The following is a 22,008-nucleotide window of genomic DNA, read 5'->3' on the forward strand; positions in this document are numbered from 1 at the left end:
GTTCCTCCTGCTAGTAGTAATATATAGTTATTTACATTTCTTTTCATGAATTAGCTTCATTTGTTATAACGAAAAAAAGTGTAAACTTATAAATGTAATAAGTGACCTAGTTTTTTAGCTTTGGTATCTAAGTATTTTTTATTGGCATCCACTGCCGGCATTTGAAGAGGCACTCTCTCTACCACTTCAAGGTCGTAACCTTTTAGCCCAGTAATTTTGCGAGGATTGTTCGTTAAAAGCTTCATTTGTTTGACTCCAAGGTCCTTTAAGATTTGAGCACCGATTCCATACTCTCGTAAATCCGCAGCAAACCCGAGTTTTTCATTCGCTTCTACGGTATCGTATCCTTCTTCCTGCAGCTTATATGCTCTTAGCTTATTTAATAAGCCAATACCTCTGCCCTCTTGACGCATATACAGCAGAATGCCGCGTCCTTCTTCTTCAATTTGCGTAAGAGCTGCGTGAAGCTGAGGACCGCAGTCACAGCGCTCAGAGCCAAACACATCTCCAGTCAAGCACTCGGAGTGAACCCGCACGAGAACGGGGCTATTATGATCAATATCACCCTTGATAAGAGCAACATGTTCTTTATTATCAAGTTTATTTGTATATCCTACAGCCTTAAAATCACCAAATGCCGTAGGTAAGCTTACTTCTACTTCACGGCTAATCAGCTGGTCATGTTTGCGGCGGTAGGCAATCAAATCTTTTATTGTAATCATTTTTAAATCAAATTGCTCTGCAATCTTTGTTAAATCCGGTACGCGTGCCATTGTTCCATCTTCATTCATGATTTCACAAATAACACCCGCAGGCTTTCCTCCTGCTAACAAGGCTAAATCAACAGCGGCCTCTGTATGACCCGCACGCTGCAGAACGCCCCCGTCTTTTGCAATCAACGGAAAAATGTGTCCTGGTCGTTGGAAATCACTTGCTACCGTTGCTTCATTTACAAGAGCCATAACGGTAGCAGAACGTTCGTATGCACTGATACCTGTTGTACTTGAAATATGGTCAATACTTACTGTAAATGCTGTTCCATGTACATCCGTATTGTTCGCTACCATCGGGTGAAGATTCAATTTATGCGCAATTTCTTCATTAACAGGTGTACAAATTAATCCTCTTCCATGAGTAGCCATAAAGTTAATAACCTCAGGCGTCGTTTTTTCGGCTAATGCAATAAAATCTCCTTCGTTTTCTCGATCTTCATCATCGCATACAATAACCACTTTTCCCTTTTTTAACTCTTCAATGGCTTCTTCTACTTTATGAAACATCTCTTTCACCTCACTGTTAATTTGTAAAACCATGCTGCTGCAATAAATCCTTCATATTACCTGAACGATTCGAGGCGCCAGGAGTTGACTTATTTGTCATCATCTGATGCATATATTTAGCTAACATATCGCATTCAATATTCACCTTGTCTCCTCGCTGTTTGTCTCCCACGACTGTGTGAAGCACCGTATGAGGAATAAGAGAAATAGTAAATGATTGGTTGCTGACATCAAAAATAGTAAGACTTGTTCCGTCTACGGAAACAGATCCTTTTAACATCATAAATTCACGAAGTTCAGGATCGACTTGAATTTCATAATAAAAGGCATTTCCTTTACGTGTTTTGCTTACAATGGTTCCAATTCCATCAACGTGTCCGCTGACGAAATGTCCTCCAAACCGGCCATTTGCAGCCATCGCCCGTTCTAAGTTAACACGTGATCCAATGGTTAGAAGCTGCAGGGTACTTGCTTTAATCGTCTCCGGCATGACGTCGACCGTAAATTCATTTTGAGAGTAAGCCGTTACGGTTAAACAAACGCCGTTAACTGAAATACTGTCCCCTAAGTTCACATCTTCTAACACGGTCTTCGCATCAATCGTAAGAACAATTGCTTCTGTAGCCTTTTGAATCCGTTTTATTTTTCCAATTTCTTCAATAATACCTGTGAACATTTTCTTCACCTGCTTTGGCGCTATTCCAACTTCTTATGCCGTTTTGAAATAGCAGCTGCTTTTTTTTCATATTTATCTTTCCCCCAACCACTGAAAATAAAAAAGCCCCTTGAACAAATGTCCAAGGGGTCGGCTGAGCTGAATCAGTTTTATCTATGCAAAATTCCGCTAATTGTATACGAAATAAACAGTTATGTTTTGTGTATGAAAACAAGGGTAGCTTTAAAAAAGGCAAACCTGTCCCTTATTAATACAACACAAAAAAACAACTGTGCTTCCTGATCCTTCTCCCATCCAGACTTTTACTGTCGGCTCTAGATTTTAACTAGATCCACCGCTAACATACATCGTATGAAAACGGGTCACGGGCTTAAAAGCATATGCTTTATCACCGCCGGTTGGGACTTACACCCGACCCCGAAGGATAATATATTCGACTGCTAGAGTCTTATTTGTTTTACATTATAGCAAAGTAAAATCGACTTGTCACATCATTTAACTTCGTTTTTTCACATCTGCTCTTCAAAATCCAGCTTTTAGCTTATTTTTTCTTTTTTAATACATAGCATCCATATAAAAGCTAGTCCAATATAGCCAAATATCGGATACAAAAACTCAAGAAGCTGAGCATATCCAAATTGCCCGATAATAAAGCATGCCAAGATAATAAACGCAAAAGCTTGTTTGTCATTCAGGGGAAGAAATGATTGAAGCTGTTTAGCGATTCCAAATACATTTCCAATCAATGTAGTAAAAATCTCGCCTAACACAACTACCGTAAATAAAACATTCACCCACGCTGAGATATTTTTAACAACGGCACTCATAGGAATATCAAGTTGAAATGAATAAGGCAAATTGGAAAGGGCAAGATGAGTAGAAACAAGCATAAACGTAAGTACACATCCTCCTATTATGGCCCCTTTTTTGATCACGCTCTTATCTTTCACGGAGCTTCCTAATGGAACTAAAACGGCCTGAGCCAAAGCTAGATTTAGGGAAATATATAAAAAGGGACTAACCGCCCACTTCCACTGTGTGACGAGCGTTAAGTCTGGCTTCGTTTGAATCAGTGAGAAATAGCTGACATTTGGCACAAAGATGATAAAAGCAAATGAAAGCATCATCGGCACAACAAGAGAATTAACCATTAAAATACCGTTAATTCCTCTTGCGATAAATATATAAGTTAAAACAATTGTACAAATCATCCCAACAGGAGGCCACAGCCCGAACTGTTCTTTTCCTATTGCCCCCGTACTCGCCAGCATGACTGAAGTTACTCCAAATAAAATGACGATCATTACACCGTTTACCGCTTTTCCAAGTACATCACCAAATAAATATGTATTAAGCTGCTGATAAGAAGAAGCCCCAATTGCGTGCGAAAGCAGCATCATTTTCGAACCTAGCCAAATAAAAAACAAGCCGCTGACCAAAATTCCAACCATTCCAAGTTCGCCGTACTGTGTAAAAAATTGAACAATTTCCTTGCCTGTTGCAAAACCGGCTCCTACAACGGTTCCTACATACGTAGCAGCAACCTGCAGCGTGAGTTTCCACCTTTTCATGCCCATCACCCTTCTACCCTTCATAGTTCACTATATGTAGAAACGGTTAAAAAAAGACGAGCCTTTTATATGTAAATCCTCGCCTCACCCGATGCTGTTCCTTTTTCGTTTTTTTATTTCCTTCTTGTTTTTTTCATAAAAACCCTTTATCCCTTAACATAACGGCAGTTTTCAAACAAAATATACGGATATTTTCCCTTTAGCTTTTAAATTTTCCTCAATATTTGCTGGAAATTCACAATTTACTGTTGTATAATTTCTAAAAATCAGATAAATTATTAAATAAGTATTCTTTCTATTTAAAAAAATATGTTTCAATTATATACAATTGATTCTTATCATGAGAGGTGGAGGGACTGGCCCTTTGAAACCTCAGCAACCAGTCGTTAGAGACATGGTGCTAAATCCAGCAAGCAATTAATTTATTGCTTGGAAGATAAGAAGGCGAAAAAAGTCTTCTTCTTAAGAAGACTTTTTCTATTTTATCGGCATATTGCATAAAACGAATCACTCGTGAAATAGAAGCGGAACAATTTAAGGAGGTTTTGACATGGGGTTACTTGAAGATTTAAAGTCTAAAATTTTAATTGGGGATGGTGCCACTGGTACCCTCCTTTACTCACACGGTATTGACAGCTGTTTTGAAGAACTAAACATCACCAAACCAGAAGAGGTTTCTCGTATTCACAGAGCCTATGTAGAAGCTGGTGCAAACGTTATTCAAACAAATACGTACGCTGCTAATTATCAAAAACTTGCCCGTTATGGATTAGAAGATTCAGTCAAAGACATCAATGTTGCTGGTGTAAAATTAGCGAAACAAGCCGCAAAAGATCAGGCTTACGTGGTTGGTACACTCGGCGGAATTCGTTCTTTCCAAAAAAATGCTATTAGTTTAGAAGAGGTTAAGCGGAGCATTCGTGAACAAATGTTTTGGCTTTTAAATGAAGGCGTGGATGGCCTTTTATTTGAAACATACTATGATTTCGAAGAATTAAAGACCGTTCTTACACTGGCAAGAAAAGAAACGGATAAGCCTATTATTACCCACGTTTCCCTGCATGATATTGGCGTACTGCAAGATGGCCGTCCTTTAGCAGATGCATTAAAAGAATTAGAAGACTTGGGAGCAGATGTTGTCGGGCTAAACTGCCGTTTAGGTCCTTACCATATGATTCAGTCTCTTGAAGAAGTACCGCTTCCTGATCGTGCTTTCTTATCTGCTTACCCTAATGCCAGCCTTCCGGCGTATGTGGAAGGCAAGCTGGAATATGAAACGAATGAAGACTACTTTGTAGAAAGCGCGCGTTTATTCCGCGAACAAGGGGTTCGCTTAATTGGAGGATGCTGCGGTACAACACCAGCTCACGTACGCGCCATGTCGTCTGCCTTAAAAGACCTGCCTCCAATTACAAGCAAAGTCGTTAAAATGAGACCTGCCGTTACGGTTCAAGAGCGTGAGCAGCAGGATAAACCTCATATGCACGAAATTGTGAAGAAGCGCCGCTCGGTTATCGTCGAGCTGGATCCGCCTAAACAGCTTGGTCCGACGAAATTTTTAGAAGGCGCAAAAGCACTTGATAAAGTCGGCGTAGATGCTATTACATTAGCTGATAATTCTCTTGCCTCACCTCGCATCAGCAACTTGGCAATGGCAACACTGATGCAACAAGAAACAAAAGCACGACCGCTTATTCACATTACCTGTCGCGACCGAAATTTAATTGGACTTCAATCTCATTTAATGGGACTTCATACGCTAGGAATGAATCAAGTGCTTGCAATTACCGGTGATCCGTCAAAAGTTGGCGATTTCCCTGGCGCCACTTCGGTCTATGATTTATCTTCATTTGACTTGATTAGTTTAATCGCTCAGTTTAATGAAGGACTATCTTATTCCGGCAAACCGCTTGGTCAAAAAACCAATTTTTCCATTGCAGCTGCCTTTAACCCAAACGTGCGTCACTTAGACCGAGCCGTTCAGCGCTTGGAAAAGAAAATCGACTGCGGGGCTCACTATTTCATTACTCAGCCTCTCTATTCAACTAAGCAAATTGAAGAGGTATATGAAGCAACCAAACATTTAACAACACCGGTATACATCGGGATCATGCCGTTAACAAGCGCAAGAAATGCTCGATTTATTCACCATGAAGTACCTGGAATTAAATTATCAGAAGACATTCTAGAACGCATGGACGCAACGGGAAATGACCGGATTCGCGGTGAAGTCGAAGGCCTTGCGATTGCAAAAAACTTAATTGATACAGCATATGAGCTATTTGACGGTATTTACTTAATTACGCCGTTTATGCGCTATGAAATGACCGAAATTCTAACACGCTATATTCATGACAAGCAACTCGTTACATCAGAAAGGAAGATATAAATGAGCTCACTTATCGAACAACAACTAAAGAAGCGAATACTCGTCATCGATGGAGCAATGGGAACGATGATTCAAGATGCTGATTTAACCGCTGAAGATTTTGGCGGCGAAGAATATGAAGGCTGCAACGAATACTTGACCCGAACGGCACCTCATGTGATTCAGCGCATTCATGAAGAGTACTTTGCAGCGGGTGCTGACATCATTGAAACCAATACGTTTGGCTCAACATCTACCGTACTTGATGAATACGATTTAGGCCACTTGGCGTATGAATTGAATATCGAAGCTGTGAAGCTTGCTTGTGCAGCCCGCGATAAATATTCAACTCCCGAATGGCCTAGGTTCGTAGCTGGAGCTATCGGCCCTACCACTAAAACTCTCTCTGTTACGGGAGGTATTACATTCCCTGAGTTAGTAGAATCGTACGAAGAGCAAGCTCGGGGTTTGTTAGACGGCGGCGTTGACTTACTTCTAGTCGAAACCTGTCAAGACATGCTGAACGTAAAAGCTGCGTTTTTAGGCATTACAGAGGCGTTTGAAAAACTGAAAATAGAAGTTCCAATTATGATTTCAGGAACGATTGAGCCAATGGGAACAACTCTCGCTGGTCAAGATATCGAATCTTTTTACTTATCACTGGAACACATGAAGCCTCTTTCAGTCGGACTTAACTGCGCGACAGGTCCTGAATTTATGACGGATCATATTCGCTCTCTTTCAGACCTAGCCACTTCAGCTGTTAGCTGCTATCCAAACGCTGGACTTCCGGATGAAGAAGGCAATTATCATGAGTCCCCTGAGTTGCTGGCTCAAAAAATTAAAGGATTTGCTGATAAAGGCTGGCTGAACTTTGTAGGCGGATGCTGTGGTACAACGCCTGCTCATATTAAAGCACTTGCTGAAGCAGTAAAAGAGGTTGCGCCTCGTTCGCTTGATCGCTCCGAGCATAATCATGCTGTAACCGGTATTGAACCGCTTGTATATGACGATTCTATGCGCCCTCTTTTTGTGGGAGAACGTACGAATGTAATCGGTTCTCGCAAGTTCAAGCGTCTGATTGCGGAAGGGAAAATTGAAGAAGCATCTGAAATTGCGCGTGCTCAAGTTAAAAATGGTGCTCACGTTATTGATATTTGCTTAGCAGATCCAGACCGCGAAGAAATGGAAGACATGGAGGAATTTATTCAAGAAGTTGTAAAAAAAGTGAAGGTTCCTCTTGTAATCGATTCAACTGACGAGAAAGTTATTGAAAAAGCTTTAACGTACTCGCAAGGTAAGGTCATTATTAACTCCATTAACTTAGAAGATGGCGAAGAGCGTTTTGATGCAATCTTACCGCTAGTAAAAAAATTCGGTGCAGCTCTGGTTGTCGGTACAATCGATGAAACAGGCATGGCCGTTACTGCAGAAAGAAAAGTAGAGATTGCTAAACGCTCACATGATTTGCTTGTTGAAAAACATGGCTTTAATCCAAAAGATATTATTTTTGACCCTCTTGTGTTTCCTGTAGGGACTGGTGATGAACAATATATTGGTTCTGCTGAAGAAACAGTTAAGGGAATTAAAATGATTAAAGAGGCCCTGCCTGATTGCCTGACCATTCTTGGCGTAAGTAACGTGTCATTCGGTCTTCCTCCAGTCGGACGTGAAGTACTGAATGCGGTTTACCTTTATCACTGTACGCAGGCTGGACTCGATTATGCCATTGTTAATACAGAAAAATTAGAGCGCTATGCTTCTATTCCAGAAGCTGAAATTGAGCTTGCTAATGCGTTATTATTTAACACAACTGATGAAACGCTAAGCACGTTTACGGACTTTTATCGTGATAAAAAGAAGGAAGCAAAAGTAGAAATTTCTACGTTAACACTTGAAGAACGATTGGCAATGTATATTGTCGAAGGTACAAAAGAAGGATTGCTTCCTGATTTAGAACAGGCTTTAGCTCAATATGATGATCCGTTAGATATTATTAACGGACCGCTTATGAAGGGGATGGCGGAAGTCGGACGTTTGTTTAATGACAACCAGCTGATTGTAGCAGAAGTGCTTCAAAGTGCGGAAGTTATGAAAGCATCCGTTGCCTTTTTAGAACCTCATATGGAAGCAACTGAAAATGATTCTGGAAAAGGAAAAGTGATTCTTGCAACGGTTAAAGGCGACGTGCACGATATCGGTAAAAACTTAGTAGACATCATTTTAAGCAACAATGGTTTTAAAGTCATTGATTTAGGAATTAAAGTAACGCCGCAGCAGCTGATTGAAGCAGTAAAAGACGAAAAGCCAGACATCATTGGCCTGTCAGGTCTTTTAGTAAAATCAGCTCAGCAAATGGTTTTAACTGCACAAGATTTAACGCAATCAAGCATTGATGTTCCAATTATGGTAGGAGGCGCTGCCCTTTCCCGTAAATTTACTGACTTTAAAATTGCCCCGGAATATGAAGGTGCCGTCCTCTACGCCAAAGATGCGATGGACGGATTAGCGTTAGCAAATAAGCTGCAGAACAAAGAAGAAGTTATTCAGCTTTTAGCAGATTTAAAAACGCGTCAAGAAAAGAAAGTAACGGTTCGAGAACGCCAGCCTCAAACCGCTCAAGCAGCTACGGCTGTTTTAGAAAGATCCGCCATTTCAACGGATGTTCCTGTTTTTGTACCGGCTGATTTAAAGCGCCACGTTGTCAAACACTACGATTTGGCACAGGTTCTTCCGTATATTAACTGGCAGATGCTTTTAGGCCATCACTTAGGACTAAAAGGAAAAGTGAATAAGCTGCTTGCTGAAAAAGACGAGCGTGCTGTTCAATTAAAAGAAACCGTTGATGACCTTCTCGAACTGGCACTAAAAGAAAACTTAATTAAACCAGCGGTTATTTATCAGTTCTTCCCTGCTCAAGCAGACGGAAATGATTTAATTATTTATGATCCTGCTGATGAAAAAACAGAAATTGAACGCTTTACCTTCCCTCGACAAGCAAAAGGACAGTTCCTGTGCTTATCTGATTTTGCAAAGCCTAAAGAAAAAGAGATGGACTATGTATGTTTCTTCTCTGTAACAGCAGGAACAGGCATTCGCGAACGCGCGGCGAAATTCAAAGAAAACGGCGAGTTTTTAAAGAGTCACGTGTTCCAAGCTCTTGCGCTTGAACTAGCTGAAGGATTAGCAGAACGTGTTCATCAGCAAATTCGTGACCGCTGGGGATTCCCCGATTCGCCTGACTTTACAATGGCGGAGCGTTTTTCAGCCAAATACCAAGGTCAGCGTTTTTCATTCGGATATCCCGCATGTCCAGACCTTGAAGACCAAGCAAAACTGTTTAAATTAATTAAACCTGAAGACATCGGCATTCAGTTAACAGACGGTTTCATGATGGAACCAGAAGCTTCTGTTACAGCCCTTGTTTTTGCACATCCTGAAGCGAAATATTTTAACGTATTGTAAAACATGGCTGCGGTCTTTTAGACCGCGGCTGTTTTTTTAAAGTGAACAAACCTAAAAAAAAGGCTGCGACAAATGGATTTTAGTTGAAGAAAGATCCGAACGGAGTTAATTCTTAATTGAGAATCAACTCCGTTCGGATTGTTTTCATTATGATGCTGAACTAGATTTCATGTAGCTGTTTCTAGCTGTTGATTAGAGGGCAAGGCGAAGACTCCTGCGAAAAAAAGTGATGTAGTTATGTCTTAATCTCTTTGAATTCACCGCCGGTTTGAGCTTTTTTTATGAGTTTCTTGGGAAACACTGATAGAATAAGGAATGTAATAAATTTGTAACACTCTTATCAAGGTAATTTTTTTAGGGAAAGGAATTTTCAAGAGATGATTAAATTATTTGTAAGCGACTTAGATGGAACTCTTTTACACGAAGAAAAATACGTAGAACAGCATAATGCAGACGCACTTAGTGAACTTCAGCGCCAAGGAGTAGAGGTTTGTCTTGCTTCTGGACGAATGGATACGGAAATTTTAAAGATTTCTACTGATATTAATAATACATTTCATCGTATTAGTCAAAACGGAGGATTTGTGTGGACCAAAGAAAATCAAGAACTTCATGGAAAAGTGTTTGAAGATGATTTAGCGGTTCAACTTTATAAAAAAACGATAGATCCTAACCGTATTACGCTTGTCTGTTCAAACGACACGAATTATGTAGAGCAGCGAAATGAAATTATTGAAGCAATTGAAACTCACATGTTTTTCCCTATCGAAGAACAAATTGAAATGACAGATTCATTTGGTCACGCTCTTTCTCCATCTAAAATCACGGTTCTTGGAGATCACGATGAAATGGTAGCTCTGCAAAAAGAAGTGAACGAAGAGTTTGGTGATTATATTGATACATATATTTCTGCCAAGCAGTGTTTGGATATTATGCCTAAACATATCAGCAAAGGAAATGCCATTGAAATTTTATTAAATCATCTTCAGCTAAAACCAGAGGAAATTGCATGTGTGGGGGATTCATTTAATGATATTCCTATGTTTCAATTAACACCGAACAGTTTCGCTATGGCTACAGCTCCTAAAGCTGTTCAGCGCCATGCCTCTGCTGTTGTGTCATCTGTTAGTGAAGCAGCGCGTATTGTTTTAGAAAAAAATAAGCAAACAATCTAAAAAAAGCGGTCAACGTTTAAATTGACCGCTTTTATCTATTTAATAAGAAAACGGTAGTTATTTTTTTCGTAAAGAACGAAAAAATTCACCTAAGCTTTTTTGCTTCCCATCTGCATGCTCTCCGTGATTAACCAAGCTGCTGATTCTTTCTCGTCGTACAACAACCATAATAAGAGTGGCAAAAAAGATAATGGAAACGGCAATGACAACCAGTGCAAGAACGGATGCTACAATAGCTTCAGAAGTCGTTAGTGACGATAGCATCTGCCTCGTACACCTCCATTTCGTTTGTGGCGAAAAGGAGCCTAGCAATTAGAAATGCAAATAATCTTTTTTCTCAGCTTGATGCATGTTATTATACACCATTTTCATTTTAGAAGCTGTAGCTTTTAAAGACGTAGACGAATCCACATCTTCGGCTAACATAATGTTTACTAAGTCAACCACAGAACGAGACAACAACTCTACATTATTTTGCAACTCTAATTCGTCATAAGTCGTACGGTCTTGAAGACGAAGTCGAATAATTTCATTTGCTAGCTCCCTAACACGCACTAATTGTTGATGTTCTCCCATAGTATCTCCGCCGCAAGAAACTTATAATCAGCCCTTTTATTGGCTTTTATAAGAGCTAGAAATCCCTACAGCTTACCCCTCCTTATAAAGATGCCTAGCACACCTTTATGTAAATCGCACTTTCACCTTGTTTACATGTATATTCGCTATAGCTGGTTCTTTTTCCTTTTGAAATTAGCAACCATCGTCAACGACCTTCTTGGTTTATCGTTCAGATTTCAAATTTTTAAGGATGTGATATACGAAAATTAAAACGCCAATAGCCGTAAGTGTTGCTCCTACTGCTACTACGGGTGTAAAAGCTTGGTTTTCTAGTACGATCATGAGAAATAAACCAATCATCATGACCGGTAATCCTATATTATGCAACCATACGTGCAGTTTAGCTAATTTACTTTCGCTAAACGCAGGAAACAAATAATAAATAAGTCCCGCTAACGTAAGCGACGTCCATCCTAATAAATTAATGTGCACGTGAACAGGCGTCAAAGCGTAGCTGTGAACAATTGACATATAATACCCCAATATGATGCCAATTCCAAAATAAACGGCTGATATTTTAATTAATTTAATTCCCATTGTTTTCTCCCCCTTATATCCCCTCCGACTTCTGTACTACTTTACGCAGGAAACGCCATTTTAGAAGCGGCTGATTAACCAAAGGACACGAAATACGGAGTATGATATCTAAAAAGAGGATTCTTTACCGCAAACACAAAAAACAGCTGAGCAAAAGTACTCAGCCGTCTATTTTAAGCAATATAATGCAGCACAAAATTCAAGAAAAACAATAGCGCGCTTACATACATAAACATCGATACTTCACGCATTTTACCAAGGAATAATTTAAGCAGTGGATACGCAATGAACCCAAATGCAATTCCATCAGCAATGCTGTACGTAAGAGGAATAAGCGCAATAATTAAAAATGCAGGGAAACCTTCTGTTAAGTCCTGTAAATTGATGTTTTTGATATTTTGAATCATTAGTGCTCCAATCACAATGAGAATAGGTGCAATAGCACTATCTGGAACCAGCTTGATAAATGGAATAAACAGAAGTGAACTTAAAAATAAAACTCCTGTAATCAGCGATGTTAAACCCGTTCGCCCTCCAGCTGCAATACCAGATGCTCCTTCTACAGAAGACACCGTTGGACTTGTTCCAAACACCCCGCTTAGCAAAGCTGAGGCGGCTGTTGCTTGAAAGGCCCGCGGAAATTTGCTATCTTGATTCATCATACCTAGCTGACCATGAAGCAAACCAATATTTTCAAAAATCAATACCATTGTTAATGAAAAGACAGCTGCCCAAAACGCAACGTCTCCAATGGCTCCAAAAGACAATGTGCCAAAGCTGCTAAAAAAGTCGTTCACGCTCGCAGCGGACTGTCCATTTTCTGCACTGCTTCTTACACCAAGTAAGAAGGCAAGGACGGATCCAGCAATCATGCTTAACAAAAAGTTACCTTTCACATTTCGGATAAACAGTACGATTGTGATAATTAACGTCAACAGCGTACTGATAACAAACGGATCTGACAAGTCTCCAAGTGCTACAAAAGTGTTTTCGCTTGGAACTACAAGCTTCCCTTTTTGCAAACCGATAAATGTTAAAAATAAGCCAACACCGACTGTTATCGCTTCTTTTAACGAATGCGGAATCGAAGAAACAATTTTGGCAGACAGTCGTGAAAAAGCTAATGCTATAAAAAGAAAGCCGGATATCACTACTGCTAATAACCCTTCTTGCCAAGATAACCCCATTGATTGAACCATCGTATACGTAAACAATGCGTTAATCCCCATACCTGGCACCAGAATGAGAGGCGCATTTGCCCAAAAAGCCATAATAACACAGCCTACAAAAGCCGAAGCCACTGTTGCGAATATTCCTGCTTCAAGCGGAATACCAGCATCAGACAAAATGGTTGAATTAACAGCAATAATATACACGATGGAAAGAAATGAAATGACCCCAGCTAAGCTTTCTTTTCCGACAGTTGTTTGGTGGTCGTTTAAACGAAACAACTTTTCAAATAATGTGTTCAATCTAATTTCCTTCTTTTCATCTATCCCTCGCCCACCCAGTGACCAAAAATGCCACCGAAGTTATTATAGCAAAATCAACAATTGTTGCAAGGAAAACTTGTCTCCTTTAGCTTAAGCGTTCATTCCTTATTTAAAACTGTTATCATTTTCTAAACGTAGCGTCTTGTATGCATTCTATATATACCTTGAATTGGACATAATAAAAGAGCGCTTTATCAGCGCTCACTGTTTTAATAATAATAATATGGTGGGTACGGCGGATAATATGGTGCTGGATAACCGTAATAACCTGGACCTCCTAATGCACTTCCAAGAACTAACCCTCCAAGAAATGGAGCTCCAAAGCCCCAACCCCAAGGGCGACCAAAGCCATAACCGAACCCCGGGCGGCCGAAGCCAAAACCAGGACGACCGAAACCAAAACCTGGGCGACCGAAACCGAATCCTGGACGGCCAAAGCCTCCAAAACCACCAAATGGTCTTCTTATGTCATTAATATCAAATTCTTGCATGATACATGCCTCCTCAAATTATATTTCATTCTCTTTATTACATATGTTATTCACCTACTTCTTGCATAGGCAATCGCCTCTTTTTTTGTGATTTCTTAAAAAATATTCTTTTTCTATCACCTCGTTAGGATCAAACGAGCGTACAGACATATTTTTTAAGGCTTTGAAACATACTACATGTAAAATAAGAGAGATGAAACGAGGAATGTCCTTTTAGCATTTTCAGCAGCTGCTGCAATGAGAAATAAACATAATATGAACGCATAAAAAGAACGCTCAACAAAGATGTTGACCGCTCTTCTTATGAAAATACATAGCGATTTTTTATTAATTTATCTGACCCTTTGCTTGACCGTATATGCCCTAAAGCTATATAATCCCCTTTTTATACAATGCGCTTTGAACATAAAATCATAGGAGCGTCTCCCCAAACGCTGCTATGTATGTATATCTGTAATCGCTTACAAACCTTTAATAAAAAACCGATATGATTTTCTATCTATTTACATTAAACAATATTTTAGGCTAAATTTCAACACATTTTTTGTTTTTCTTTGTACTCAGCAAAAAAACAGGTGATATAGCACAATGATTTTCCTTTTTTCCTGTCCCTTTTACTTATATCCATAATCGTTTATAGTTTATAACGAAAGGAAGTGACATAATGTCTGATCAACTAGAAGAATACTTAGAACGAGGAATGTACGGAGCAAAGGAAACAAAAAGAGACGAAAGAAGATATTTCTTAACTGCTCTACGTGAGAATATTGAAATTGCGCTAAAAAAAGGGCAAGTCATGAAAAAGGATGCAGCAAAAATAAAGCCTCTTTTAGAAAAAGTGAAAGACGGTCATTTGTTTTTAAATGGCTCTTTGTCTTATTCATACCTCTCACCTTATATTCAAGCGGCTAACCAACATAAAGTGCCTTTTACCATCGTTCAGAACTTAGAAGCTGATACCGATATTGGTCTAGTTTTAACGGGTTCTGAAGGCAGTTTGGAACGAGATATCTTTTTAGACTAAAAAAAGAGGTTGACACATAACGAAATGAATCCAATCAACTGCTAGAAGGAACGAGACAGATAAAACTATATTCACCATCAAAAAAAAACGAACCATTGATCAACATGTGATCAATGGTTCGTTTTTTACTTCGTTTAAAATACTTTTGTTGCAGCCTCTTTTTTATTTAGCAAACACGTGATGATCAATTGTTTTAATTACAGCACGTGAACGAATCCAGTTATCGGTAGCTGTTTTTGGATTATAAAAGTAAATGGAATCGTCTAAACGATCTTTTCTAGTCAATGCTTGCTCTACTGCTTTTTTCGAATCTTCTGAAGCAGGTTTGTTAATTGATCCGTTTTGAACCGGTGAAAAAGCGTATGCTTTTCCGACAACTTGTTTAATAACTCCTGTTACCGTATCTGGAAACTTCGGAGAATCTACACGGTTTAACACCACTGTTGCTACCCCTACTTTTCCTTCATACGATTCGCCTTTTGCTTCGGCTTCTACTAAGCGAGCTAATAAATCTTTTTCGCTTGACGAAATCGAAACTGCAGGTGTTTCCTGGTCTGCGGGTTTGGCTTCTGGTTTTGGTTCTGGCTTAGCCGTATTAGCAGGTGCTGCCGTTGAAGGTTCCGTTGTTTCAGCAGCCAGCACTTTTGTCTTACTCGGAATAGCTAATGTTTCACCAATATAAATCATATCTCCTTGACGATTGTTTAATTTTTTAATATCGTCAATTGTTACACTATATCTTTTACCTAACTTCCAAAGACTATCGCCTTTGACTACTTTATAATTAGTTGCAGCCGTAGCTGTTGCATTAAAACCTATAAATGAAAGAGTAGCTAAACAAGCTACTACCATTGATTTCATATAACTATGTTTCATAGGTAATACCTCCTGAAATTTCGTATGGTATTACTCTATCATAGCTATATAGGGGTTTCACCGAACGATTCAATTACATTTCTTTAAGTTTGATGAACAAAATTACGTTCGGAACACAAATATGACATTGTACCTTATTTTTTGTCATAATCACGGTAATTTTTCTAAAATACAGGTATATTTTCCCGCCTTATTTCAGTTTAATCAGAAATTTCTTCATTCGTTTTTCCCTTATAATTCTTATGATAAACATTTAAATTCATCTACTTTTACACAAAAGAGCTGAATGTTGTAATCAACATTCAGCTCTTTTTAATCTTCGATCTCAATTTCTACAACATCATAGAAATCAATCACTAGCTTAGCACCCGTATCATCCATAAACGTAAAAACGTCTTGATCATCTGATAAATGTATCACGTATCCGGTCAACTGCTGTTCACTGTTATCGTAAACAGTAGTAATTAGAATTTTTTTATGATCTACATATGCTTCTTCTAATAACGAATGGAGGTCATAGTCCCCGTCATCTTCGGGCCGGTTCGTTAACAGCATCCCATAAGTCGTCATTCCATTTTTATCTTTCCATATATGATCTGCAAAATAAAAAGGTGCTGTACTTTTTCGAAACTCATCCATAATATCCCTCCTATAACTAAACACGTTTATTCGCTCTTACTATACGTTACTAAATAAACGCACAAGCACTTGTAACAGTATATTCTCTACTGTACAGGCTCATACATCCATTATATAAGGCATAATCAAATAATGCCATCATTTCGTTTAACTCCTAGGAATTTCTAGATACGTATAGGTAAAATCGCCTCCGCGTCCGGCGATTCCACGAAAATGTTTGAAATCAGGGCGATTTACTAAAAAAGGGCGAAAAGCAAGAAAGTCTTCTTTTTTAACTTTAATTTCGGTTACTTTTCCTTCACTTAACTCATTTAACATATTGATTACTGTTTGTTCATCCATTCAGTTCCACCTCGTTTTTAGCTGTTCAGCCAATTTTGCAGAGACGCAAATTGAGCTTCAGCTTCTTTATATCCTTGGTTATAAAGAGCGTCGAGACGCTCACGATTCTTCTCAATTCGCCCTACTACAAGAGGGGATTGCGGACGAATCACAAAGATATTTCCCTGTCTTTCCTGCTCTTCAATATATGACAATGTTTCATTATACAATTTATAGCGGTTCTCAAGCGCACGAGTCAGCCCATCATAATGACGATATTTGCGCTTCAATAACCAAAGCATATTTGATTTCTTTTTTCGATATCCTTCGTTTCGCGTTAGCACAACAATATTTTTTCTATATCCATCCTGCACTGCTTTTTTGATTGGAATCGGATCACTGATTCCTCCATCTAACAGCTCTTTTCCTTTATATGTAACGACAGGTGCTAAAAATGGAAGGGAACTAGAAGCGCGAACCGCTGTCAAAATATCCCGATCATACTCATCAAAATAAACGGGTTCTCCCGTCACGCAGTCCGTTGCTCCTACTACAAGCTTCTCTGTACGCTCAGCAAATGCCTCAAAGTCAAATGGAAGAAGCTGATTAGGAATTTCATCAAAAACGAAATCCATTCCAAATATCTCTTTTGTTTTAAAATAATTTTTCCACGACAAGTAGCGAGGATCCTCTAAAAAATCTAAATTAGCTTTGCGACTTCTTCCTATTTGTCTAGATAAATAAGAAGTGGCATGACAAGCGCCGGCTGAAACGCCAATTACATACGGAAGGTACAGATTTCTTTCCATAAAGTAATCTAAAACTCCGGTTGTATAAAGGCCTCTCATACCGCCTCCTTCGAGCACGAGTCCAGTATCTTTCAATTTCTACACCTTCTAATTCTTATAATTTATGACAAGATTATACCTCGTTTATTATAACGAAAGATGAACAAAGATGGAACTGTGTTGCTTCTCTCTTTCGTTAAAGCTACCAATTCCTTTTATTCCTCAGCACATTTTACTTGTTTTTTCAATTTTATTTTATATTTTTTCAAAAAACCCTTTACTAATTCCCAGTTTTAAGGCAAAATTGTAAAAAAAGAAAACGCTAACTAGTTTTACTATTTTCAAAATTAAAATTATTTAAAAAATTAATAATGAACTAATTTAAAACAAAGGAGCGATGAATGATGAAGATAGCAGAGGTAGGAAACTTGATAGAATTTAAAAATGGCTTACAGGGCATTGTCGAAAAAGTAAATGAAAACTCCGTGATTGTTGATTTGACTTACATGACAAACTACCGGGATTTAGACTTAGAACAGCGAACTGTTGTCAACCACAAAAACTACACGATTATTAATCCCGCTATGTAAAGGGAAAAAGCAACCGGAACGCAAAAACGGTTGCTTTTTTAGTGGTTTTGAAAGAACTGATTCTTTTGTTCTTCTGTAATAATTCCCAGCTTATACATGAGATAAATATACTGTTGAACCTTAACATCCTTCGAACTTTTTTTCACTGTACTCCCTCTTTTCTAAAATGTTTCTTCATACAATAATATATGGCTAAGATAAAAAAAGTTTCCTTAAAGAAACAAAACCAGGCCCCATTTTTTCTTGAAAGGGTCTTATTTTCGTGTGACAATAAGAACAAGCTACTACTACCTACTTACTGAAAGGAATTACTAGCATGTTTGATACTGTATTGTTTATCGTTGCACTTATTGTCATTCTTTTTTTCATCGTGCAGTTCGTTTTTAAACGCAAGCAAACTTCAAATAAAAAAACATCCGTTGAACCCATGAATTATGCCGAAGAAGATTCTAACTCCTACACAAGCTGGAGTGAATCTGCTTCTAATCACGATCACGATGGTGATGGTGATGGTGATGGGAACGCGGATGCTGACGGAAGATAGAAAAAAGCCTCTTCTTATGAAGAGGCTTTTTTTATTTTGATAACACGCGCTTGCCGTTGGTAAACGAATAATAGCATTCACCTGTATAAATGTCTTGGCTTTCATGTACATGAACACCACATTTATCTTCAAGTGCAGCTTTCATCATGGATTTGGCTACGTTATACGCTTTAATTGGACGATATTTTCTCCACTTTCCTACAAGGCAAAATGAACACGACTTTAACGTGTATCCCCCAAGCTTTTCAAATAGGCGAAACTCTTGGCGCTTGCCTAATAATAACGATGGGCGGAAAAAGTGAGTAGAACGGATATACAAGCTTGCGATATCTTCTTCTACTTGCCCCTTTACTTTACTGTAAAAGAATGGCGAACGAAGATCAGCACCAATTGCTGTAATCGTTAAAAAGTTTTTGCAGCGATATTTTTCTGCACATTTAGCCGCTTTTAAAGGAAATTCGTAGTCAACTTTAATGAATTTCGCTTTTGTTTTTGCTTTTTTCATTGTCGTGCCTAAACAGCAATATACATCATCAACTGCAAAGCATTCTTCGTGCTTATCAAGCTCTGAAAAATCAATTTCAAGCTGACGTAGCTTTGTGTGTTCGATTGGTAGCTTTTTTCGAACAAACACTGTCACATGGTTATATAAGCTGTTGCTTAATAACATTTTTAAAAGTTCTTGACCAACAAGTCCGCTTGCACCTAATACTAATGCTGATCTCTGTGACATTCTTTCACCTTCTCATCTGTTGTTTTTGCAATGGAAAACAGGTTGCATACACAACCTGTTTGTTCGAATTAACGATTATCAATTGTTTCTGGGTATAAATCATGATTCATCAGGCGATAATTAGCCATTTCTTCATACTTCGTACCAGGACGGCCATAGTTTGTATATGGATCAATTGAAATCCCGCCGCGTGGTGTGAATTTTCCCCATACTTCAATATATCTTGGATTCATCAGTTTAATTAAGTCATTCATAATAATATTCATACAGTCTTCATGGAAATCTCCATGGTTACGGAAGCTGAACAAATAAAGCTTTAACGACTTGCTTTCCACCATTTTTTCATCTGGAATGTAACTAATATAAATGGTTGCGAAATCCGGCTGACCCGTTTTTGGACATAAGCTCGTAAATTCCGGACAGTTAAATTTCACAAAATAATCACGATTTGGATGTTTGTTATCAAATGCTTCTAGAATATCTGGTGAATATTCAAACAAATAGTTTGTTCCTTGATTTCCAAGGAGTGATACACCTTCTAATTCTTCATCTTTTCGACCGCTCATTTGCATTTCCTCTCTTTCTACGATTGTCATTCTAACAGCGTTTTTTTATTTTGTATATATCTGTTTTTATTTTTCTTTGTAAATTTTTTGCTATGCGCTTACACGCCTCGTTTATTTCCCCAAACAAGGGCGTGAACCTGCGGCAGAACTCTTACATCGTTCATGTTTTTAGCTGCCACTGCCTTGTCGATTAACCACTCATACTTTTTAAGCAATTCTTGTGTTAACGACGCATTATCGATTGTCGTTAAGTCCTCGTTGCCTACTTGAACAAAAAATGGAACCTCAGGATAACGTTCATGAACAGACGCTGCATACTCAAAGTCCTCATTATTAAATACAACGACTTTTATGCTTATGTGCGCCATGCGTTTTTCCTTTATTAATGTCTCTATAATATCGTCTAATACGGAGAAATTTGTTTTCATTAATGAACTTGGAGGCTTAGGAGAAATCGTTAAATCATCGATCTTTAGGAACCAATCCTGATAACGGCTTCCCTGTGTTTCAAGAGCTGCTTTTACCCCATGACTGTGCAAAAGCTCTACAAGTGAACCAATCGCCTTGATAAGCGCAGGGTTTCCTCCAGAAATGGTGACGTGATCAAAGCACTCTCCTCCAATTTCTTTAAGCTCCGTCCAAATTTGTTCTGCTGTTAGCTGACGAATATCGTTTTTAGCTGATCCATCCCATGTAAAAGCTGAATCACACCAGCTGCAGGAATAATCACAGCCTGCGGTACGAACAAACATCGTCTTACGTCCTACAACCATTCCTTCCCCTTGAATCGTTGGGCCGAATATTTCAAGTACCGGAATTGTATTAGCCACGTTTTTTCACCTTCTTTGGGCGGTAAACTACGTAACTTGTCGGCGTTTCCCGCACGAATACTTGTACGCAAGAAGGCTTATTTGGTAGTGTGTCTAGATATTCTTGAACCAACTCATAAATTTTACGAGCAACAACTTCAGTTGTAGGAAAATCATTTGGATTTTCTTCGTTAAAGATAGAATGATCGTTCAATAATGTATGATCAAATTGACCAGAAACAATTTTTTTCAATAGCGCAAAGTTTACTAAAAAGCCCGCTTCGTCTAATGTATCTCCGGCAACAGTTAAATTTACAAAATACGTATGTCCATGGACTTGACGGCATTTTCCTGCTTCTGTATGAGGAACAAAATGTGCCGCAGCAAACTGCATATCTTTGTTCAATTCATATTCATAGTCATGAAAGACTTGAGGATACATTTGTTGCAGCATTATTTTTCTCCTCCTTTTTTTGTTTGCAAGTATTGATCTAACCCGCGTTTTCTCAATTGACATGCGGGACATTCGCCGCACCCATCAGCAACAATACCGTTGTAGCACGTTAATGTTTTTTCACGCACATATTCAAGCGCTCCTAGCTCATCCGCTAACGCCCACGTTTCTGCTTTATCAATCCACATAAGCGGCGTATGAATCACAAACTCGAAGTCCATTGATAAATTAAGCGTGACGTTTAACGATTTCACAAATACGTCTCGACAGTCTGGATATCCCGAAAAATCAGTTTCACAAACGCCTGTTACGATATGACGGCCTCCGCTGTTTTTAGCCAGTACGGCAGCAAATGATAAAAATAACAGATTGCGGCCATCCACAAACGTTGTAGGCAACTCTCCTTCTTTTTGCTCAATTTCAATATCATCTCGCGTTAAGGCATTTGGTGCTAATTGATTTAAAAGTGACATATCTAGGACGGTATGCTTCACACCTAAATCAGCTGCGATAGCTTTTGCTACCTCTATCTCTTGACTATGACGCTGACCGTATTGGAAAGTAACCGTTTCTACTTCTTTAAAGTTTTTCAAAGCCCAAAATAGACATGTTGTACTATCTTGACCTCCGCTAAATACAACAATAGCTTTTTCATTTTTCATCATTATTGTTCGTCTCCTTTTTGATTGAAATCAAAAGAAGAAGAAACTTTATTGAACCGTTCGTTCCCTTTGTGACTAATTTTATAACATAAAAAAGAGACTGCTCTTTTCCAGCAATCTCCCTAAAAAGCAACTAAGATACACGTCCTCGCCAGCATACACGTCAAAAAGACGTGTTGATAGAAAAGCACGTGAAAGAAGACACGCTAAAACCGTGTCTTTTGTCATCAACGATGATCTTAGTTTTTTATAGAGGGAGTTTTCGAACCTCTCCCGTACATATACAAACGTGTACGGCGTTTCTTCTTGAATTGTCATCGTATACTAT

General features: G+C 38.7%; 23 protein-coding genes and 3 riboswitches. Of the genes, 6 read left to right on the forward strand and 17 right to left on the reverse strand.

Features of this window, described 5'->3' with window-relative positions; genetic code table 11:
- Positions 1-86: 86 nt before the first annotated feature.
- From ACH0CI_RS12840 to ACH0CI_RS12850, 3 genes are all read right to left on the reverse strand, one after another.
- The gene (locus tag ACH0CI_RS12840; protein ID WP_406901543.1) at positions 87-1,280 is read right to left on the reverse strand and encodes a bifunctional 3,4-dihydroxy-2-butanone-4-phosphate synthase/GTP cyclohydrolase II; all 1,194 of its coding nucleotides are present in this window, start codon (positions 1,278-1,280) and stop codon (positions 87-89) included.
- A gap of 16 nt (positions 1,281-1,296) precedes the next feature.
- Positions 1,297-1,956 (reverse strand): riboflavin synthase, encoded by a 660-nt coding sequence (ribE, locus tag ACH0CI_RS12845; protein WP_406901545.1) that lies wholly within the window; start codon positions 1,954-1,956, stop codon positions 1,297-1,299.
- Positions 1,957-2,234: 278 nt separating this feature from the next.
- A riboswitch (FMN riboswitch) is annotated at positions 2,235-2,385 on the reverse strand.
- Between the two features lie 107 nt (positions 2,386-2,492).
- Complete coding sequence (locus tag ACH0CI_RS12850; protein ID WP_406901546.1) at positions 2,493-3,527, reverse strand: YkvI family membrane protein; 1,035 nt, start codon at positions 3,525-3,527, stop codon at positions 2,493-2,495.
- Positions 3,528-3,859: 332 nt separating this feature from the next.
- Positions 3,860-3,970, forward strand: a riboswitch (SAM riboswitch).
- Between the two features lie 107 nt (positions 3,971-4,077).
- Here ACH0CI_RS12850 and ACH0CI_RS12855 point away from each other — a divergent pair.
- The 3 genes from ACH0CI_RS12855 (at position 4,078) to ACH0CI_RS12865 (ending at position 10,535) form a co-directional block, all read left to right on the forward strand.
- Positions 4,078-5,916, forward strand: coding sequence for a bifunctional homocysteine S-methyltransferase/methylenetetrahydrofolate reductase (locus tag ACH0CI_RS12855; RefSeq protein WP_014461038.1), 1,839 nt, complete (start codon positions 4,078-4,080; stop codon positions 5,914-5,916).
- On the forward strand, positions 5,917-9,360 hold the full coding sequence (gene metH, locus ACH0CI_RS12860; RefSeq protein ID WP_406901547.1) for a methionine synthase: 3,444 nt from the start codon (positions 5,917-5,919) through the stop codon (positions 9,358-9,360).
- Positions 9,361-9,737: 377 nt separating this feature from the next.
- Positions 9,738-10,535, forward strand: coding sequence for an HAD family hydrolase (locus ACH0CI_RS12865; RefSeq protein ID WP_280160399.1), 798 nt, complete (start codon positions 9,738-9,740; stop codon positions 10,533-10,535).
- Between the two features lie 57 nt (positions 10,536-10,592).
- On the opposite strand, the gene ACH0CI_RS12870 is transcribed toward ACH0CI_RS12865, so the two are convergent.
- From ACH0CI_RS12870 to ACH0CI_RS12890, 5 genes are all read right to left on the reverse strand, one after another.
- Positions 10,593-10,799: a hypothetical protein gene (locus tag ACH0CI_RS12870; RefSeq protein ID WP_013055999.1), complete on the reverse strand. Its 207-nt coding sequence runs from the start codon at positions 10,797-10,799 to the stop codon at positions 10,593-10,595.
- Positions 10,800-10,847: 48 nt separating this feature from the next.
- Positions 10,848-11,111 carry a hypothetical protein gene (locus tag ACH0CI_RS12875; RefSeq protein WP_013055998.1) on the reverse strand — a complete coding sequence of 88 codons (264 nt, stop codon included), beginning with the start codon at positions 11,109-11,111 and terminating at the stop codon, positions 10,848-10,850.
- Between the two features lie 204 nt (positions 11,112-11,315).
- Complete coding sequence (locus ACH0CI_RS12880; protein ID WP_028414141.1) at positions 11,316-11,690, reverse strand: hypothetical protein; 375 nt, start codon at positions 11,688-11,690, stop codon at positions 11,316-11,318.
- A gap of 173 nt (positions 11,691-11,863) precedes the next feature.
- The gene (locus ACH0CI_RS12885; protein WP_406901548.1) at positions 11,864-13,162 is read right to left on the reverse strand and encodes an NCS2 family permease; all 1,299 of its coding nucleotides are present in this window, start codon (positions 13,160-13,162) and stop codon (positions 11,864-11,866) included.
- 230 nt (positions 13,163-13,392) lie between these two features.
- Positions 13,393-13,674, reverse strand: coding sequence for a hypothetical protein (locus ACH0CI_RS12890; protein ID WP_033578387.1), 282 nt, complete (start codon positions 13,672-13,674; stop codon positions 13,393-13,395).
- Between the two features lie 664 nt (positions 13,675-14,338).
- Between ACH0CI_RS12890 and ACH0CI_RS12895 the strand changes: the two genes are divergently transcribed.
- Positions 14,339-14,698, forward strand: coding sequence for a YueI family protein (locus ACH0CI_RS12895; RefSeq protein WP_406901549.1), 360 nt, complete (start codon positions 14,339-14,341; stop codon positions 14,696-14,698).
- Positions 14,699-14,860: 162 nt separating this feature from the next.
- On the opposite strand, the gene ACH0CI_RS12900 is transcribed toward ACH0CI_RS12895, so the two are convergent.
- The 4 genes from ACH0CI_RS12900 to ACH0CI_RS12915 form a co-directional block, all read right to left on the reverse strand.
- Complete coding sequence (locus tag ACH0CI_RS12900; protein ID WP_098112871.1) at positions 14,861-15,574, reverse strand: cell wall hydrolase; 714 nt, start codon at positions 15,572-15,574, stop codon at positions 14,861-14,863.
- 312 nt (positions 15,575-15,886) lie between these two features.
- Positions 15,887-16,213 (reverse strand): hypothetical protein, encoded by a 327-nt coding sequence (locus tag ACH0CI_RS12905; protein ID WP_013082248.1) that lies wholly within the window; start codon positions 16,211-16,213, stop codon positions 15,887-15,889.
- Positions 16,214-16,360: 147 nt separating this feature from the next.
- Complete coding sequence (locus tag ACH0CI_RS12910) at positions 16,361-16,555, reverse strand: hypothetical protein (protein WP_033578384.1); 195 nt, start codon at positions 16,553-16,555, stop codon at positions 16,361-16,363.
- A 17-nt stretch (positions 16,556-16,572) separates the two neighbouring features.
- Positions 16,573-17,418, reverse strand: coding sequence for a patatin-like phospholipase family protein (locus ACH0CI_RS12915; protein WP_028414145.1), 846 nt, complete (start codon positions 17,416-17,418; stop codon positions 16,573-16,575).
- A gap of 308 nt (positions 17,419-17,726) precedes the next feature.
- Between ACH0CI_RS12915 and ACH0CI_RS12920 the strand changes: the two genes are divergently transcribed.
- Both ACH0CI_RS12920 and ACH0CI_RS12925 read left to right on the forward strand, forming a co-directional pair.
- Positions 17,727-17,912, forward strand: coding sequence for a YkvS family protein (locus ACH0CI_RS12920; RefSeq protein ID WP_013055988.1), 186 nt, complete (start codon positions 17,727-17,729; stop codon positions 17,910-17,912).
- A 316-nt stretch (positions 17,913-18,228) separates the two neighbouring features.
- Complete coding sequence (locus ACH0CI_RS12925) at positions 18,229-18,456, forward strand: hypothetical protein (protein ID WP_034268205.1); 228 nt, start codon at positions 18,229-18,231, stop codon at positions 18,454-18,456.
- Positions 18,457-18,487: 31 nt separating this feature from the next.
- Here the strand turns inward: ACH0CI_RS12925 and ACH0CI_RS12930 are convergent, their stop codons facing one another.
- The 5 genes from ACH0CI_RS12930 to queC all read right to left on the reverse strand — a co-directional run bounded on the left by ACH0CI_RS12930 (position 18,488) and on the right by queC (position 21,683).
- A complete protein-coding gene (locus ACH0CI_RS12930; protein WP_028414147.1) occupies positions 18,488-19,189 on the reverse strand; it encodes an NAD(P)H-binding protein in 702 nt (233 codons plus the stop codon).
- A gap of 68 nt (positions 19,190-19,257) precedes the next feature.
- Positions 19,258-19,755 (reverse strand): preQ(1) synthase, encoded by a 498-nt coding sequence (gene queF, locus ACH0CI_RS12935; protein ID WP_406901550.1) that lies wholly within the window; start codon positions 19,753-19,755, stop codon positions 19,258-19,260.
- Positions 19,756-19,853: 98 nt separating this feature from the next.
- Entirely contained in the window at positions 19,854-20,585 is a 732-nt protein-coding gene (queE, locus tag ACH0CI_RS12940) for a 7-carboxy-7-deazaguanine synthase QueE (protein WP_406901551.1), read from the reverse strand.
- Positions 20,578-21,018, reverse strand: a complete 441-nt coding sequence (gene queD / locus ACH0CI_RS12945; protein WP_013055983.1) for a 6-carboxytetrahydropterin synthase QueD — start codon at positions 21,016-21,018, stop codon at positions 20,578-20,580. The genes queE and queD overlap by 8 nt, the downstream gene beginning before the upstream one ends.
- Positions 21,018-21,683 (reverse strand): 7-cyano-7-deazaguanine synthase QueC, encoded by a 666-nt coding sequence (gene queC / locus ACH0CI_RS12950; protein WP_406901552.1) that lies wholly within the window; start codon positions 21,681-21,683, stop codon positions 21,018-21,020. The genes queD and queC overlap by 1 nt, the downstream gene beginning before the upstream one ends.
- 230 nt (positions 21,684-21,913) lie before the next feature.
- A riboswitch (PreQ1 riboswitch) is annotated at positions 21,914-21,957 on the reverse strand.
- Between the last annotated feature and the right edge of the window lie 51 nt (positions 21,958-22,008).

Origin of the sequence: Priestia sp. 179-F W1.4 NHS (assembly GCF_045369295.1) — a bacterium.
Lineage (GTDB): Bacteria > Bacillota > Bacilli > Bacillales > Bacillaceae_H > Priestia > Priestia zanthoxyli.